This window comes from Hymenobacter sp. BRD67, assembly GCF_013256425.1.
In the GTDB taxonomy this organism is placed as follows: domain Bacteria; phylum Bacteroidota; class Bacteroidia; order Cytophagales; family Hymenobacteraceae; genus Hymenobacter.
This window is the reverse complement of record NZ_CP053904.1, coordinates 919,997-936,838: the sequence shown is the minus strand read 5'-3', so window position 1 is coordinate 936,838 and position 16,842 is coordinate 919,997. Positions and strand designations below refer to the sequence as shown.

At 60.9% G+C, this 16,842-nt stretch carries 17 protein-coding genes; 6 read left to right on the top strand and 11 right to left on the bottom strand.

Annotated features, from left to right (window positions below):
* Positions 1–2: 2 nt before the first annotated feature.
* From GKZ67_RS04240 to GKZ67_RS04195, 10 genes are all read right to left on the bottom strand, one after another.
* On the bottom strand, positions 3–500 hold the full coding sequence (locus tag GKZ67_RS04240) for a hypothetical protein (RefSeq protein ID WP_173241289.1): 498 nt from the start codon (positions 498–500) through the stop codon (positions 3–5).
* 380 nt (positions 501–880) lie between these two features.
* Positions 881–1,051, bottom strand: coding sequence for a hypothetical protein (locus GKZ67_RS04235; RefSeq protein WP_173241288.1), 171 nt, complete (start codon positions 1,049–1,051; stop codon positions 881–883).
* A 323-nt stretch (positions 1,052–1,374) separates the two neighbouring features.
* Positions 1,375–2,949: a hypothetical protein gene (locus GKZ67_RS04230; RefSeq protein ID WP_173241287.1), complete on the bottom strand. Its 1,575-nt coding sequence runs from the start codon at positions 2,947–2,949 to the stop codon at positions 1,375–1,377.
* A gap of 3 nt (positions 2,950–2,952) precedes the next feature.
* On the bottom strand, positions 2,953–3,690 hold the full coding sequence (locus tag GKZ67_RS04225; RefSeq protein WP_173241286.1) for a hypothetical protein: 738 nt from the start codon (positions 3,688–3,690) through the stop codon (positions 2,953–2,955).
* Between the two features lie 181 nt (positions 3,691–3,871).
* Positions 3,872–4,984, bottom strand: a complete 1,113-nt coding sequence (locus tag GKZ67_RS04220) for a hypothetical protein (protein ID WP_173241285.1) — start codon at positions 4,982–4,984, stop codon at positions 3,872–3,874.
* Positions 4,888–6,195 carry a hypothetical protein gene (locus GKZ67_RS04215; protein WP_173241284.1) on the bottom strand — a complete coding sequence of 436 codons (1,308 nt, stop codon included), beginning with the start codon at positions 6,193–6,195 and terminating at the stop codon, positions 4,888–4,890. Before GKZ67_RS04215 ends, GKZ67_RS04220 begins: the two co-directional genes overlap by 97 nt.
* Positions 6,147–7,544, bottom strand: a complete 1,398-nt coding sequence (locus tag GKZ67_RS04210) for a hypothetical protein (protein ID WP_173241283.1) — start codon at positions 7,542–7,544, stop codon at positions 6,147–6,149. Before GKZ67_RS04210 ends, GKZ67_RS04215 begins: the two co-directional genes overlap by 49 nt.
* Before the next feature lie 62 nt (positions 7,545–7,606).
* Positions 7,607–8,020 carry a T9SS type A sorting domain-containing protein gene (locus GKZ67_RS04205; protein ID WP_173241282.1) on the bottom strand — a complete coding sequence of 138 codons (414 nt, stop codon included), beginning with the start codon at positions 8,018–8,020 and terminating at the stop codon, positions 7,607–7,609.
* Positions 8,017–8,757 (bottom strand): hypothetical protein, encoded by a 741-nt coding sequence (locus GKZ67_RS04200; RefSeq protein WP_173241281.1) that lies wholly within the window; start codon positions 8,755–8,757, stop codon positions 8,017–8,019. Before GKZ67_RS04200 ends, GKZ67_RS04205 begins: the two co-directional genes overlap by 4 nt.
* Positions 8,757–9,107: a hypothetical protein gene (locus tag GKZ67_RS04195; RefSeq protein ID WP_173241280.1), complete on the bottom strand. Its 351-nt coding sequence runs from the start codon at positions 9,105–9,107 to the stop codon at positions 8,757–8,759. Before GKZ67_RS04195 ends, GKZ67_RS04200 begins: the two co-directional genes overlap by 1 nt.
* Before the next feature lie 221 nt (positions 9,108–9,328).
* Between GKZ67_RS04195 and GKZ67_RS24980 the strand changes: the two genes are divergently transcribed.
* The 6 genes from GKZ67_RS24980 (at position 9,329) to GKZ67_RS04165 (ending at position 15,644) form a co-directional block, all read left to right on the top strand.
* The gene (locus tag GKZ67_RS24980; RefSeq protein WP_173246434.1) at positions 9,329–9,625 is read left to right on the top strand and encodes a transposase; all 297 of its coding nucleotides are present in this window, start codon (positions 9,329–9,331) and stop codon (positions 9,623–9,625) included.
* On the top strand, positions 9,622–9,915 hold the full coding sequence (locus GKZ67_RS04185; RefSeq protein WP_173241279.1) for a hypothetical protein: 294 nt from the start codon (positions 9,622–9,624) through the stop codon (positions 9,913–9,915). The genes GKZ67_RS24980 and GKZ67_RS04185 overlap by 4 nt, the downstream gene beginning before the upstream one ends.
* A 411-nt stretch (positions 9,916–10,326) precedes the next feature.
* On the top strand, positions 10,327–11,640 hold the full coding sequence (locus tag GKZ67_RS04180) for a S41 family peptidase (RefSeq protein ID WP_173241278.1): 1,314 nt from the start codon (positions 10,327–10,329) through the stop codon (positions 11,638–11,640).
* 2 nt (positions 11,641–11,642) lie between these two features.
* Positions 11,643–11,843 carry a hypothetical protein gene (locus tag GKZ67_RS04175; RefSeq protein WP_173241277.1) on the top strand — a complete coding sequence of 67 codons (201 nt, stop codon included), beginning with the start codon at positions 11,643–11,645 and terminating at the stop codon, positions 11,841–11,843.
* A 970-nt stretch (positions 11,844–12,813) separates the two neighbouring features.
* Positions 12,814–15,108 (top strand): PAS domain-containing sensor histidine kinase, encoded by a 2,295-nt coding sequence (locus tag GKZ67_RS04170; protein ID WP_173241276.1) that lies wholly within the window; start codon positions 12,814–12,816, stop codon positions 15,106–15,108.
* 197 nt (positions 15,109–15,305) lie between these two features.
* Positions 15,306–15,644 (top strand): hypothetical protein, encoded by a 339-nt coding sequence (locus GKZ67_RS04165; RefSeq protein ID WP_173241275.1) that lies wholly within the window; start codon positions 15,306–15,308, stop codon positions 15,642–15,644.
* Positions 15,645–16,427: 783 nt separating this feature from the next.
* Here GKZ67_RS04165 and GKZ67_RS04160 read toward each other — a convergent pair.
* A complete protein-coding gene (locus GKZ67_RS04160; RefSeq protein WP_173241274.1) occupies positions 16,428–16,670 on the bottom strand; it encodes a hypothetical protein in 243 nt (80 codons plus the stop codon).
* Positions 16,671–16,842 lie beyond the last annotated feature (172 nt).

Here is a 16,842-nt window from a genome sequence, read left to right as displayed (position 1 = left end):
AACTAGTGTTTTTCAGCATTGTATGGCACGAATATACCGCCAGCATTACCCCAGTCATTACCCGCCGCATTTATTAAGGTACTTTTCATGAATTCGGTTGCGGCGCCCTCACCAAATACTGCCTTCGCTCCTTCAGTTCCCATTAGTTTACCACCAACATAATAGGCTGCTGTCTCGCCTACCGCTTTACCGACAGCCTTGTTGCGTCCAACTACCGATAGTATGGGTTCGTCAGAGTTGTAATTGCCAGGTTTAAAGTCTACTGCTCCCTCAAGAGCAGGATTGCCATTTAGCAAGGCATCAACCCCTGCATCCCAATAGTCTATATCCCGCCAATTACGACTTGCAAGGTATTGACCGCCTACACTCGCCAAGAATTTTAGGCCTCTAGCATTTGTGGTAAGTGTTACAAATCCTACAGTAGCATTAGCCTCAACAGCTACAGGTGCAGCTGACCTGCTCCTGTACGCTACCCTAATGGATGAGCCAGTGGTTGACACACTAATACAATTAAGGGGCACCTTATGGACGCACCGTTTTCAGGCTTCCTCAACCCCCCGCCATGCGCCAGAAACGTACTTGCGGCGGGCTTTCTAAGCCAGCACGTCGGCGAGGTAGTTTCTGAGCTACTCTGTTACCGTACTCTGCGACCCTATTTAACTAGCCTGACCAGCAAAACGACCTTTTCGCGGACTGGCGCTGCAAGTAGTAGGAGCTTACTTTTGGTTAGGCTTTGTAGCCATAAGGCATGGAAAATACCGACTCTACGTGGATTGAGCACGTGCTGAATCCCAAAACCATCACGAGTATTTACCCCGCCTAAGCACCTTCCTTATCCGGCGTGCGCTTGCATGAGCTTTCCATCCTTTGCGGAGGCGACCTACAATGCCGGCTCCGGTTTGATTTGCGGGATTTCCCAGCCGATGCGCCACCCAAATGGCTGCAACGGGAGTGCAACACCGTGCAGTTGGCCCTGAACCTGACTCAGGTCACTATCGAGCAGTGCGTCATTCCAAGCGGAAACGGCATTGGCGATTTGAGCATTGTTCACGATGGCATTTGCTTTCGTATCGCGTTCAGTACTCAGGCACAGGGAGTCGTTTTTCGAGCACAGACGACGTGGATTAATATCGACAGCATCTCGGCCTACCTAAACGGATACGCTGATTAAAAACCCTCCTTTTGCTGAACGCCTGCCAGTTGGCCGGCACCAGGTGCCAGCAGGACGCTGCCGGGCCAGGGAGTTTGAGAAACTCGTCTACGATTGAAAGTTTAGGAAATACGCCGAAGGGACGTGTTTCCTAAACGCCAGAGACTCCAACAAACGCTCGAATATTGGCGGGGTATAACTTTGTCTGCCTTCGCTATACTATCTCAGCCGTTGCGCCCAAGTATGCTACCCAACCGCATCGCGTGGCCAAGGCGGCCACTGCGGTGGCCCGGCACCTCAGGGCGCGAAAGTAGTGAAGGTGAACGGAAAGTCGGCCGACGCGCCGGCGAGGGTAAACGTGCGGACGGTGATAAAGCCTGCCCCCCGGTAAAGGTGGCCAGGCCAGGGGTCGCCCCATAGACGGACACCGTCACTGGGTTGCCGTCGAAGTTGACATTGCTCAGGCCGCTGCTGGCTGGGAAGGTAATGGTGTAGACCCCTGAGCCGGTGCCTGACACCGTGTAGTTGCCCGAAGTGGAAACGATTACAGGGCCTATGCCTACCTGCCCGTAGGCCACGGCCAGCATGTTGTGGGTGGTGGTGGGTGTGAGCACCTGGCCCGGCGAGGCGGCGACACCCACGCTCAGGGCGCCGCCCACATTAGCGTTGCCCTTCACGTCGAGCGGCTGGCTGGGGCTGCTGGTGCCAATGCCTACGTTGCCGGTGTTATACTCCACCAGCAGCCGGGTGTTGCCACCGGTGGCGTCGCGCACCACAAAGTCATAGTACTCGCCGGTCACGTCGTTTAGGTTGCCGGTGTTCACCTGCACGCCCAGTTCCCACTGCCGGGCCACACCGCCATTGCCGGCGCCCAGACGCAGCAGTGCCGGGCGGGGCGAGTTCAGCGAGCCAATGTCGAGCGAGCGGGCTGGGGCCGTGGTATTGATGCCGATGCTGCCGCCGTTGGGGTTGAGTAGCAGCGGGTAGCTCGTGCCCAGGCCGCCGCTGTTGGTGCTTTGAAACCAGGCGCCGTTACCGCCGTTGCCGCCCAGGTCCAGCACCATCCCGGAGCCATCGGCAAACCGGGCGAAGTGGCCGGTGCTCTGCACCGAGCCGGAGGTGGCCGGAAAGTTCGAGCTCACGTTGCGCACGTCGAGCCGGGTCACGGGCGCGGTGGTACCGATGCCCAGGCGGGTGCCGAGGTAGCCGCTATTGTTCAGGTTAAAGCCGCCGCTTTGGGTGGTAGCGGGTTGGTTCTGCACGTAGTCGCCGGGGGTAGGCAGCGCCGTCGTGCCGATGGTGCCGTCCGGGGCCACGGTCACGCTGCGCGGGCCGTTGAGCACGAACGCCTGCAGGTCGTTAGCGGGGCTGCCGTTGGCGGCCAGCAGCAGGTTGGGGCCCAGCGCCAGGTTGTTATCGCTGGCGTCGAGGGCAACCGTACCGCGTACGGCGCTGGCCCCGCTCACGTCGATGACCTGCAAGGCGTTGCTGCCCCGGCAGGCCACGTAGGCCAGGCTACCGCTCAGGGCCACGCTCACTGGGGTGGTTCCAGTGGTGTAGGTGTGGCGCAGGGTGGGCACCCCGGCCGCGCTCAGGGAGTAGGTCAGCAGCTGGTTGGTGGGAATGCTGAGCAGGCACAACGTGGTGGTGGTCATGGCCACGGGCCCGTCGTAGCCGCCGTTGTAGGCCGGGCAGCCGGTACTGCCCACCACGGCGGGCGCGGCAGGGTTGCTCACGTCGAGCACGGCCACGCCGCCGTACTGGCTGCTCACGGCGGCCAGCGTGCCGGCCGCTGCCACAGCCTACGGGGTGTAGCAGCCCGTGTTGCCGGTGCCTAGCAGCATGGCCGAAGCCGGCGCCGACACGTCGTACACGTAGAAATACCCGTTGCTGGCGCCCCGGTCGTACACGGCATAGAGGCTGGTGCCGGTCATGGCAATACCGCCGTTATAGGCCGAGAGGGCCGCCGGGGGCGTGAGGGTGTTCACCAGGGTAGGTGCGCCGCTGCCCAAGGTGTAGAGCTTGGTGAGACCAATGCCGTTAGTTTGGGTGTCGTTGCAGAGCACGGCGGCCGTGCTGCCGCTGATGGCCACTTCTACCCCGTTGGTGATGCCGCTGGCCGTGCCGCGCAGCACCGGGGCAGCGGGGTTACTCATGTCGTACAAGCTCAGGGTGCCGGTGCCGCGGTTCAATACTACGGCCAGGGTGCCGCTCACGGCCACCAGGGGGTTGTTCAGGCTGGCAGTAGTGCTGGCCGGGGCGGGGGTGAGCGGCCCGGTGGCGGCCCCTGTGGCGGGATAGAGCGTAGCAGCCGGGCTGAGGTTGCCGGCCGCGTCCACTTGCAGCAGACGCGTGTCGGTGCCGCTCAGCCCGCGCACGCGCAGGTTGCCGTTCACGTCGAGCGGCTGGGTGGGGGCCGTGGTACCAATGCCCACGTTCTGGGCCTGGGTGGCGAAAGGAAAGGCCAGCAGCAGTGCGCAGGCCCAGCGGGGAAGAAGTTTGTCATAAATAACCAAGCTAAACGTACGCCCGTCGTCCACCGGGACCCGGGAAAAAGATAAAGGCCGCCACCGACCCACAGCGGCTGCTGCAGGTCAGTGGCCTAGTACCCAAAAAGCCCCCAACCAAGCGGCCGGGTCTTTCGCTTTTAAGCAAATACAGGCAGGCCTGCGGGCAGGGTGCCCGGTGGGTGGCTGGGCCGGGTGCCGGAAAAAGCAGTCCTTAGTTCTTGGTAAGGACAACCCAGTCGCTGCCGTTCGACTGAACGGTGATGCGGGAGTTGGTGGCCAGCGTCGTGAGGTAGGCACCGGGCACGTCGTCGTAGATGCCGGGAGAAAGACCGCCCGTATTACCGGTCACGGCCAGATTCAGGGTACCACTGCCAACCGAGCAGATGATGACGTAAAGGCGGCCCGGGCAGGTACTGGGCTGGGGCAGGGTGATGGTGTTGCACCCCCCAATGCGGCGCACTGTGTAGTGGGTATTGTTCAAGGTCAGGTTGGCACTGGCGGTTAGAAAGGGCAGGCTGAGGGCCCCGCCCACGGTGGCGCTGCCGGCCGTGAGCAAGCCGCCCACGGTGCCCGCGCCGCTGATGTTGAAGTTGCTGCTGGCCTGCGCGCCAGTGCCGTTCTGGATGTAGCTGCCGCTTCCTGAGGCTACCGCGTAGTCGGTGCCGGCCGTGGCGGCCGACACGTTGCCCGCGCCGTCGGCTTTGAGCAGGCCGCTCACCGCGCCCGCGCCGCCTTTGGTGGCCGGCACCACGGTGGCGTAAGAAGTGGCGTTGCCCAAGCTGGTGATAGCCCCGGTCAGGTTGGCGTTGGTCGTCACGGTGCCTGCCGTCAGGCCGGAAGCCGTGCCGGTGGCATTGGTGGCCACCAGGACCGAGGGCGTACCCAGGGCCGGGGTCACCAAGGTCGGGGTCACCAAGGTCGGCGAGTTGCTGAGCACGTTGCTGCCCGAACCCGTGGACGTGGTAACGCCCGTGCCTCCGTTGGCCACGGCTACGACGCCCGTCACGTTGCTGGCCGTGCCCGACGTGTTCTGGTTCAGGGTGGGGAAGTTGGTCAGGGCCGCCGCGCTGCCGTTAGGGGCCAGGTAATCGGTGGCGGCCGTGGCGGCCGACACGTTGCCCGCGCCGTCTGCTTTGAGCAGGCCGCTCACGGTGCCTGCGCCGCCTTTGGTGGCCGGCACCACGTTGTTGTAGGTGGTGGCCGCGCCGGTGCTGGTCACGTCGCCCGTCAGGTTGGTGGCCGTGGCGGCCGTGGCCTGGGTGGTGCCGTCGGGAAACTTGAAGCCGCCGCTGGTACTGTACACCGTGCCGGCAACTTCCAGCATCTGGGTGGGGTACTCGTGCCGATGCCGACGCTGGCGGCGTTGCCGAGGATGACCGTGTTGCTCTGGGTCAGGGTGACGTTGGCGCCCAGGGCCGTGGCGTTGGTGAGCGCCCCGCTGCCGCTGGCCGGGCCGCTGTTGAAGCCCAGCACCGTGTTGTTGCTGCCCGTCGTGTTGTAGTAGCCGCTCTGGTAGCCGCTGAATAGGTTCTGGGTGCCTATTGTATTGCTGAAGCCGGCCTGGTAGCCAATGAACTGGTTGCCATAGCCTGTGGTATTAGCTTGGCCGCTCTGAAAGCCGCTGAACAGGTTCTGGCTGCCCGTGGTGTTGCTAAAGCCACTCAGGAAGCCGTTGAACTGGTTGTTGTTGCCCGTCGTGTTGGCCTGGCCTGCCTGGTAACCAATGAACTGGTTCTGGACGCCCGTCGTATTGGCGAACCCGCTCTGGCTGCCGTTGAACTGGTTTTGCCGGCCCGTCGTGTTGCTGTAGCCGCTCTGGTAGCCGCTGAACTGATTGCCGTTGCCCGTCGTGTTATTATAGCCGCTCTGGTAGCCGTTGAACTGGTTCTGAGTGCCCGTCGTGTTGCGGTAGCCGCTGTAGTAGCCGTTGAACTGGTTGTTGTTGCCCGTCGTGTTGAAGAAGCCGCTGTTGTAGCCGCTGAACTGGTTCTGAGTGCCCGTCGTGTTGCTGGCGCCGCTCTGGTAGCCGCTGAACTGGTTGTTGTTGCCCGTCGTGTTGTTGTAGCCGCTCTGGAAGCCGATGAACAGGTTGTTGCTGCCCGTCGTGTTGTTGTAGCCGCTGTAGAAGCCGCTGAACTGGTTCTGAGTGCCCGTCGTGTTGAAGTAGCCGCTCTGGCTGCCGTTGAACTGGTTGTAGCTGCCCGTCGTGTTGCTGTAGCCGCTCTGCAAGCCGCTGAACTGGTTGCTGCCGCCCGTCGTATTGCGGTTGCCGCTGAAGAAGCCGCTGAACTGGTTGTAGCTGCCTATCGTGTTGCTGGCGCCGCTCAGGTAGCCGCTGAACTGGTTGAAGTTGCCCGTCGTGTTGGCCTGGCCGCTCTGGTAGCCGAGGTACACGTTGTTGCCGGTGGTGTTCTGGCCCAGGTTCAGGCCGCCGTCGGCCCGGATGCCCACGCCCACGGCCGTGCCGATGTCGGCCCCAGTGCCGGTCAGGGCCGTGGTGACGATGGCGTTGGTGGTGCGGGTGGTGCCGGCCACGTCCAAGGCCTGGGTGGGGCAGTGGTGCCGATGCCCACGTTGCCGTTGGTGTTGAGCACCAGGCCGGGCGCGGCCGTACTGGTGCCCCCGGCAAACAGGTTTAGCTGCCCGCTCGATACACCCAAGCCGTAGAAATTGTCGCCCGCTGCGCTGTTGAACACGGCCAGCTTCTTGGTAGCGGCGGCGGTGGGCGTTGCGCCGTAGGTGGGGCCCAGGTCCAGCAGGTTATTGGGCGTGGCGGTGCCGATGCCCACGCTGGCGCCGTTACCCAGCACCACGGTGTTGCTCTGGGTCAGGGTGACGTTGGCGCCCAGGGCCGTGGCGTTGGTGAGCGCCCCGCTGCCGCTAGCCGGGCCGCTGTTGAAGCCCAGCACCGTATTGTTGCTGCCCGTCGTGTTGTACTGGCCGCTCTGGTAACCGCTGAACACGTTGTTGTTGCCCGCCGTGTTGCCATAGCCGCTGGCGAAGCCGCTGAACTGGTTGGCGCTGCCGGTGGTGTTGCTGTAGCCGCTCCGGTAGCCGGTGAACTGGTTGCTGTTGCCCGTGGTGTTGCGGAAGCCGCTCTCGTAGCCCATGAAAAGGTTCTGGCTGCCCGTGCTGGTGTTGTAGCCGCTGTTGTTGCCGCTGAATTGGTTCTGGGTGCCGGTGGTGTTGTTGTAGCCACTATTGTAGCCGCTGAACTGGTTGTTGGCACCGGTGCTGTTGCTGAAGCCACTTTGGTAGCCATTGAACTGGTTGTTGTTGCCCGTCGTGTTCAAATAGCCGCTGTAAGCACCGCTGAACAGGTTGTTGCTGCCCGTCGTGTTGCGCGGGCCGCTCTGGTAGCCGCTGAACTGGTTGCCCGTGCCGGTCGTGTTGGCCTGGCCGCTCTGGTAGCCGAGGTACACGTTGTTGCCGGTGGTGTTCTGGCCCAGGTTCAGGCCGCCGTCGGCGCGGATGCCCACGCCTACTGCCGCACCGATGTCGGCCCCGCTGCCGGTCAGGGCGTTGCCTTGCAGGTTTAGGGCCTGGGTGGCGGTGTGGTTGCCCAGGTTGTCGCCGGCACCGCCCACCACGTTGAGTTGTTGCCAGGCCGGGGCGCCCGGCGTGCCGGCGTTGTAGTAGAAGCCGGCCGGGGCGTCGGTCTGAAACACGAGCAGGCCGGTGGCCGGGCTGGCGATGGCCGTGCGTTGGGCGCTGGTCAGGCGCGGCAGCAGCGCGCCCTTAGCTGAGGAAACAATGTCCAGCGCAGCTGAAGCGTCGGGAGCGGTAGTACCCACACCCACGCTCTGCGCATGACCGGAAAAATGGCCGAGGGTAATGAGTGTCAGTGCTAGCAGGCACTGTTTAATAGAGAAAAGGTGCTTCATGCAACGAAATGACAGAACTTTGTCAAGGGTAAAACTTCTAAAAAAAGAAAACGGGCGACCCCCTACTCCACCACGCAACGGGTCGTGAAGCTGGCCGTCGCCGTGGTATAACGCAGCAGGTAGGCGCCGGCGGCCAAGCCTGGCAGCGGCACTTCACCTAGGGCGCGTCCATCGACGGGCAGCGTCAGCACCTGCCGGCCTAGCACATCGAGTACCCGCAGGGTAGCCGGCCCACTGGGGCCGGTGTAGAGGTAGGTGGCCGCCTGCCCACTGGCTACGTGGGTGGGGTACACCACGAAGCCTTCGGCCTGGGCCGTCAGGGCCACCGTGCGCACTACTGAGTAGCTCAGCGTACCATTCAGGTCGGTCTGGCGCAGGCGGTAGTACAGCAGCGGGGCGCCGGCCGGCAGTTGGGTGTCGAGCAGACTGTAGTCGTGCGGCGTGGTGCTGGTACCGGCCCCGGCCACCGTGCTCACCGCCCGAAGGCTCGTCCATCCAGGCTGCGCTCCACCGTGAAACCCTCATTATTGAGCTCGGTAGCCGTGTGCCAGGCCAAGCGCACGGTGGCCGGCCCCTGCGCCCGGGCTGTGAAATCGGTGAGCGTGACGGGCAGCGGATTAGCCGCGTTGCTCACCGTGAAGCGGTTGAGTAGCGTCGGGCTGCTGGTGAGGCTGCGGCTGCTGGCCCCGGCGGTGGGCCCTACGGCAACCCAGGCCTGGCCGGCGCTGGGTTGCTGCCACATCCGGGCTTGCGTAAAGTCGGTGATGCCATTGTCGTTGTCGGCCAGCCAGCTCAGCGTCAGCTGCACCGGTGCGCTGGGCTGGCTGGTGGGGGCCACCGTGTAAATGCGGTCAATCCCTTTATACGAACTGTTGTTCAGGTTCTGGCCGTAGCTCACATCGGCCGTGGTAAGGCCCGCCGTGCGGGTGATGGCCACCGTGCCCAGGTTGTTGGTGGTGGGGTTGAGCACGGCCCCGTGGCCGAAGTCGACGGTTGCCCCGCTTACAGCGTTGCGCGTGACTTGCAGCGCCCCGAGCACGTAGCGCCCCGTGGTTTCGCCACTCACGTTGGCGGCATTGGGCAGCCGCAGGGTATTGACCACAGCTCCGTTCTTGGTGTTGACGAGGCCATTGGTCAGGGTCAGCAAATTAAGCACCGTCAAATCGCCGCCCAGCAGCAGGGTATTGGCCCCGGCCGTGGGCTTATTGACCACTACCTGGTAGAGACTGGCCCCGCCGGGGTCAGCAACTGATTGGCCACCCCGCTGAAGGTGACGGCACTAGTGCCGGGCAGCAACGTGCCTGTATTGGCCAGGTCACCCCGCACTTCCAAAGTGCCGGTACTTAGGTCGAGCGTGCCAGGGTTGGTGAGGGAGCCGTCCACACGCAGCGTACCGGTGTTGGTGAGGGTGCCAGCGGCCTGGTTGAGCAAGCCCCCGGAGCCCACGTAAAGAGTGGCGCCCGGCTGCACCGTTACCGTAGCGCCGGCGTTGGTTAAATCCTGCGCCTGTAGGGAACCCGCCAGCAGGCAGGCTGCCCCCAGGTAGGAGTAGCGTTGCATCATATAATCTAGAAGAAATAAAATAAAAGCAAGCCATGACTTACCTCCCTACAAAGAACGTCACTAAATTAGCACAACCGTTATGCCCAATTATGTTATTTTATTTCTTTTGCTTATATTCCTTCGTAGCGGCCTCCCGGAGGCATACTAACCCAGCACCATGGTTTCCTACAAGGAGTTGAGGTGGTCTAGCTAAAACGGACAGCGAGAAGTCTTAACTTCCGCTGCCCACGACTGAAAAATCGGAATCCGGAGGGAGCCCCTCTACCCGCAAGACATACACGCCGGCTTTTAAGACCGAGGGCGTCCGTCAAGTAGCGGCCGGTGACGTGGCCCGTACCCAGGGCATTTCGCCCGCCCTGCTGGGGCGCTGGCAGCGGCCGTGCCCAGCAGCGCGGAGCGCGACGAAATCAAGCAGCTCCGGGCCGCGCTCAAACGCGTGGAAATGGAGCGCGATATTTAAAAAAGTCGTGACCAGCAACCGCTTGAGGCGCGGTATCTCCCAGCCGCCCCACCCATGAGCCGTTACGCCTTCATCGCGGCCTGTACCGAGCCCTGGCCCGTGCAGCAGCTTTGCCGGGTGCTGGCCGTGAGCTCCGCCGGATACTACCAGCGGCGGCAACGGCCGGCCATCGCACCTGCGCCGTGGCAGATGGCGGCGCAAGCCGCCTTTTCGCGCCACGCCCGGCGCTACAGGACCAGGCCGCCGCTTTCCTTAGTGCACTCTCCGTTTTTACTGGACCACTTCAGGCTGTTTTTGCTCAACCACCTCAGATTCGACAGGTTACAAATTCCCTATGACAAACCTTAATTAAGCAAGTTGCCATCTAGAGCAGTGTCCAAGTCAGTGTACACCACTCGTTCTGGCGTTCGCCTCTTTCCCGGCCCCCTTTCCGAAAATAGCGGGTAGCCGGACCCGCAGGGCGTATACGCAACCCTGAAATCTGCGCTAATTTCAACCGCTGGAGTAGGGGTTGCTACCTGTCCGGCTACCTGTCGCGTGCCCTTGGCGGAAAGTAGACGGCTCAAATCATAGATTAGGACGGTTCAAATCATACGTTGGGCTAGCTAGGCGCCTGCTGGGGAGCACCTTTGCTCCGCTATCGCCGGCAGCAGCTTGCGTCCTGACCAATCAGTCGCCTGGACTACCTGCCCGTAGCCTCTTATGCAGCAGAATTGGAATACTTCGCGGATGGGGTGGCTACTACTCCTTCTTTACCTGGTGCGTGCGCAAACCGGCCTGGCCCAGGCAGTGGTGCGCCCACCGCTCCTGCCCGTGGCCCAGATGCAGCAGGATGTAGCCGTGTTGCAGGCCAGTCTGACGGCCCTGCACCCCGGCCTGTACCGCTACAACTCCTACCAGCAGGTCGAACAGTACTTTCAGCAACTCCGCCGCCAGGTCAGCCAGCCGCTGCCGCTTAGCGCCTTCTACCTCCGCCTCTCGCAGTTCACGGCCAAGCTCCATTGCGGGCACACCTACCCGAATCCGTTTAATCTGTCGCCGGAACTACGCAGCCAGCTGTTCAGCGACCACTTGCTCCCGGTTTACTTTCGCGTGTGCGCAGGGCACTGGGTCGTTACGCACAATCTTTCTGCCAGTCCACAGCTGCGGACTGGTGATGAAATCGTGGCTATCAACGGCATCCCCGTGCGGCGGATTACCGACAGCTTGCTGACCGTGAGCCGGGCCGACGGGCGGCACGGCACGGCCAAGCTACTCGACAACCTGAACCTGACCCCCACCTCCGGGGCTACGTATGCGCTGTTTGACCAGTACTTTTCTCTCTTCTTTCCGGCCAGTCAGGCCGATTTTACCCTGACTGTTCAGCCCAGCGGGAGGCCCGCTTTCCAGCTGCCGGTGGCCGCGCAAGCGAAGGACGAGCGGCAGCGCGCCTTTACGCAGCGCTTCGGGCCGCTGCCCACCCGGCGGGCCACGTGGCAGTACCGGCTGCTCGACGCGCAGACCGCCTACCTAAAAATTGGCGACCTAGCTATCTGGGGCTGGGGCTTCGATGCCCGGCGCTACCTGGACAGCGTGTTTACCGACCTGGAGCAGCGACGGTGCGAGCGGCTCGTGGTGGATATTCGGGGCTGCGAGGGCGGCGATGACGCGACCCGCAATGTGCTATTGAGCTACCTGATGCCCCATGCCTTCGGCTGCGAGAATCCAACGCGCCGGCTGTTGCGCGCCCTGAGCGTACCCGACAGCCTGCTGCCCTACCTGCACACCTGGGACCCCTCCTTCAAAGAGCCCAAGCCGGCCAGCCTCTACCAACTCACCGCCGAAGGGCTGTACGAAAAGCGAAGCGAAGCGACCAGCCCCTGCCAGCCCCAAGCCTTGGCCACCAAGCGGTTTAAGGGGCATTTTGCGCTGCTCATTGATGCCGCTAACAGCTCGACCACCTTCACCCTGGCCGAGTGGGTGCAGCAGGCCCGGGCCGGCGTGCTGGTGGGGCAACCTACCGGGGGCACGAAGCAGGGGCTAAACGGGGGCAGTTTTTCTTTCTACGCCTGCCCGGCAGCGGGCTGGAAGTAGACGTGCCGCTACTCTACCAGGCGCCGACCACTGCGCAGCCCGACCAGGGCGTGCGGCCCGACCACGAGATACGCTGCCACCGGCAGGCGATTGCGGACGGGACCGACGAGGTGCTCCAGTATGCGGTGCAGGCCCTCGCCCCTGCACCGGCCGCCAAAACCGACGCAGTGAACGCCCAGATGGGAGCGGGCTTTCGCCGATGACCCAACCTGTCCGGTTAGGGCAAGCGGCTTTTTAAGGAAGTAGGCTCCTTGAGACGCGCTTTTCAGCGGCTTAAGAGGCGCGGTAGCTATCCAGTTTTAGTAGACTATCTCAGTACTTGCCTCAGTGAATTATCCAGCCGGGGACCCGTGAGGGGACCCAGTAGTCCTTTCAGGTAGTCAAACATATCTTCAAATAGATATCGAACTCTTCAGGCCATATTTCCGAGCTATTTTCTCGATACTCCTACCCTATCCTAGATACATCTAGACCCTAATTTCTGCCCCCTACGTACTACACTAAGGCCCTCAGAAATTGTGTCCTTTTCTTTGTCTATCAACTAGTTACGCGGTTTTTAGATTCAAAATATTTGGTAGATTTGATAGAAAGCCACTGCCTCACTAGAAATAATCTCATTTCGGGTCTGAGCAGGTACAATTAGTAATCTTGTACCTGTTAGCCTTGCGTAACTACGCATTCAGGAGTTGCAGCTACTACAAGGCTGCAAAAGTGGCTCATAGAAGCCGGGTAAGCTTAAACGAACGCAATACGGGTAGTATGATTTAGTGTGATTAAATAGCCAATAGGCTGGAGGCTCTTATATGAGATTTAATACATATTTATTATTAAATATGTATTAAATCTTTACATTCTGCGGCAGATGAATGATGTGCTGGTGCGCCTGCAGGAGGAAGCAACGGCTGCCGACAATCGCCTCGCGCGACGATATGGCAGCCCTGGTTGGCATGGCGCCCGAGTAGCTGAGTCGCACCCTCAGCGAGTTACGGCAGAGTAGCTTTATTAAGCTGCTGCCCAACACTATCCGGGTGGTGCAGCTCGACAAGCTACGGCAAGCGGCCTGGTAAGCGGGCCGCCTGCCGTAGCCCACACAGTAGGCCGGCGCTAGAATTCGGAAAGGCAACCGGCGCAGCAAAGTCCTTACTTTTGACTACGCTTTTCCGTGTTGCCTGTATGACTGCTACGGTTCCCCTCGCCGATTTATTTACGGCAGAAGACTGGTTTACTTTACTCGAGGTGTCGCTGACAGGCATTCACCTGGTACGCCCCCTCTATGAGCCAACTGGGGCCGTCATCGTGGACTTTGCCTTAGAGTACCTGAATCCGGCGGCCCAGCGCATGGCAGGCCTGGCCGAGCAGCCGGGCGGCACGCTGCTGGGCCACTTCCCGCACACGCTGGCGCAGGGAATTTTCTCCTACTACCAGCGCGTGTTCGAAACAGGCGAGCAACTTACCTACGAAGCCAACTACCAGGCCGACGGGCTGGATAACTATTTCAAGCTCAGCGCCCGCCGCAGCGGCGAGCGCCTAGTGGTCAGCTTCACCGATACCAGCGACCAAGACCGCAGCGTCGTGGAAGAAGCTCTTCGCCAAAGCCAGGCCGCCGAGCGCCTGGACCTTTTTTATATCTTCGAGCAAGCCCCTGTGCTCGTTGCCCTGCTGCGATCCCCTAGCCACCGCTTCGAATATGTCAACCCCGCCTACCAGGCACTATTTCCTGGTCGCCAGCTAGTGGGCCTGGAAGTGGCGAAGGCAGTGCCCGAGATGCCTGCTCAAGGATTTAGCGCCCTACTGGACAACGTGTACCAGACCGGCGAAACTTACACGGGCCAGGAGATGCCCTTCACCGCCCAGCCCCCGCCTGGGCAGCCGCCACGCACCATTTACTACAATTTCACCTACCAGGCCTACCGCGAGCATGGCCAGATTGTGGGCATCTGCATTTTTGCCTTCGACGTCACCGAGCAGGTGCGCGCCCGGCGCGTGGTAGAAGAAAGCGAGCAGCAGGTGCGCGCCCTGGTGGAAAGCGCGCCCTTTCCCATTGGGGTGTACGTGGGGCCCGAATTGCACATCCGACTGGCCAACGAAGCCATGCTGACCGCCTGTGGTAAAGGTCCCCATATCATCGGCCAGCGCTATGCCGATGTGTTGCCCGAGTTGGCTACCCAGGCGGTGTTCGAGCAGTTGTACCAAGTGCTGCACACCGGCGAGCCCCTGCACCTGCGCAACCAGCAGCTGGAGGTAGTCTTCGAGGGAGTTCCGCAGACGTTTTTCTTCAATTACAGCTTTACCCCGCTGCGCGACACTCAGGGCGCGGTGTATGGCGTCCTGAACACGGCCGCCGACGTCACCGACCTGGCCCTGGCTCGTCAGGGGCTCGAATCTTACGCCGCGCAGCTGCGGGAAAGCGAGACGCGCTTCCGTACTATGGCCGACGCCGCTCCCAACATGGTATGGGCCGTGCATCCGGATTCGTCCATTCGCTATATCAACCGGGCCTTTCTCGACTTTGTCGGTCTGCGCGACGAGCAGGCCTACCTCGCCACCGGCTGGCTACCCTACCTCCACCCGGACGAACTTGACCTCACTCAGCACACTCTGAATCAGGCCATTGCGCAGCGCACTCCCTATGTACTAGAGCACCGTATGCTCCGCCACGACGGCCATTATCGCTGGCTGCTGGCTCAGGGCGCTCCGAGCTACCTGGCTAACGGGGAACTGTTTGGCTACGTGGGGTCGGCTATCGACATCACCGAGCTTAAAGAAGTGAATGACCAGCTCCGGCGAACTAACGTGGACCTGGACACCTTCGTCTATACCGCCTCCCACGACCTGAAAGCGCCGATTACTAACATCGAGGGCATCCTGCTAGCCTTGCGCGATACCCTGCCGCCCGCCGTGCTCTTGGATGAGGTAGTAGCCCACCTGCTGGAACTGCTCGATGATACTGTAGGCCGCTTCCAGTTCACCATTGCCCAGCTCACCGATATTTCCCGGCTGCAGCTCGCGCCCGCCGAGCCCGCCGAGCCTGTTAACCTGGCTACGGTGGTCGACCATATCCGCTTGGACCTGGCGCCCGCCCTGGCAGCCGCCGATACGCAGCTTACAGTCGCGGTGGACAGCGATATAGTCGTCTCTTTTTCGCCCGCCAACCTGCGCAGCGTCGTCTATAATCTGCTTAGTAACGCCGTTAAGTACCGCGCCCTGGACCGCGCCTCGCAAGTGCAGCTGTGGGCCGAGCAGCAGGATTCTGCGGTCGTGCTCGTGGTGCAGGACAATGGCCTGGGTATAAGCGAGCTGCAGCAACGCCAGCTCTTCGGCCTGTTTCAGCGCCTGCACACCCACGTCGAGGGAACGGGCGTGGGCCTCTACATCACAAAGCGCCTCGTCGAGAATGCCGGTGGTACCATTCAGGTGCAGAGTCAACCCAACGTGGGAACCACCTTCCGTGTTACATTCCCTGTCTGATACCCTCCTCTCAAACTACGTAAGCCTAAAAAGCAGGGCGGGTCTTATGCCACCGATTCACTTCGAGTCGTAAGTATTCGTTGGCCACCACGATGGCAGCGCGAGTGCTTTGGCGTACATTTCTGCGAGGCACGGGTCGACCCGGAGTTGAGTACGGTGCGGGTCAGCCGCTGGGTGAGCGTATCGCGGCCAGTAGTTTGCTCAAACCTAAAGACGCTCACTACCAGGTTATTAGCATCGAAGCCGCGCTGATAAATACAACGAACCGCGATGAGCAGTTTGCCCACTACACCAATGTCAGCTTAACCTACTACCACGTGCCTGCCAATGCTGACATCCTCGAAATAACGGTGGAGTTCATCGACGAGCACGATGCCTACGTCAACGCGATGGACGTGAAGGGCACCTACAAGATATTCATTGTGAGCACGATGGCAGTTGTGGCCAATGTAGTGTACCACGTCACGGGTAAGGAACTGCACTCACTGCCCATGACGCCGTTCAAAGTGCGGGAGGCAATGAGCCAGCCAGGCTAGAAGTGAGAAGTCCACAATTTGACCAAGTAAAGCCATCTATGGCATTACTGCATAGGTATTGCTGCATAATACCAACTTGTTGCGCATAAATAGTAAAAGTGCTCACGAAATAGTTTCCACGCTGCCAGCGTAACCTTAGGCCGCACAATTACGCCTGCGCAAACGGCTTCTTGTAGTGCTTCCGTAGCACCTGTTCAATGTCGTCAAGGTTGAGTAAATCTTGCCGTTAAAGTAGCGCCAGCGCAGCATGCCGTTTCTGCACTAATTCAGATTCGTGCGAGGACAGTCGGCAAGCGCCTCAAAGCCGTTTATCGTAAATTCGCGAATCGTGTATTATGCTTAAAAACAAGGAATGAGACCACAAGATGTAGCGTTACTGCTGCGTGTAACTCTACCAGCAGCAGAACTGTTCTCAGGTAAGGAACTCGCACCTACACTGCATTTGAGCGCGGCAGAGGTTTAAGATGCACTTCAACGGTGCCGCGACAGCCGTCTACTGCAAGGTGGCCCGCTCCTACGGCAAGTGCAGTGACGTGCGCTGCTAGAGTTTCTACTGCATGGGTTGCCCTACATATTTCCAATACTGAGGTGGTCTAACTAGGCCGCACAGAATTGGGACGTAGTTTGAAAATGGTTTCGAAGTGGTTGGGACGCAAACGAGCGCGGTTGCTGCGCACGCAAGCCAGCGGTGGCTAACACCCACCGGGCCAGCGGCCTACTTGGTAGCTCTGCGCGCGTAGCTCGGCCCGCAGAAGACGGGTGCCGTAGCGAGTAGAATGCCCGTTAAACTCCGCGCGGACAGCTGCTTGCCGGGTCGGCTGGGTGAAAATGCGCCAAAGCATTTGGGAGACCAAGGCTTTTTAACATATCAAGCTCCTGCTCCGCCCGTTTGAGTTGGGCACGTAGCTGGTGCACTTCAGGGTCGCGGGCCACTTCCAGGCTGCTCACTTCAGCCACGAGTTTCGTTTCTTGCCAGCGATAGAGCAGCTTGGGGCTGATGCCTAACTGCTGAGCGGCCGCCTGCATACTGCGGTTCGGAGGCTAAGCGCAACGCCCCGGCCTTGAAGGCATTATCGTATTCACGGCGTTAATAGGGCATCTGCTTGCTCTTTTCTGTGCTCCTGACTTAGGAAAATACGACCTGCTTGTGTGCACCTAACCTAGACTACCTCAAGCCTCCGTGGTCTGGTAGTGGAGA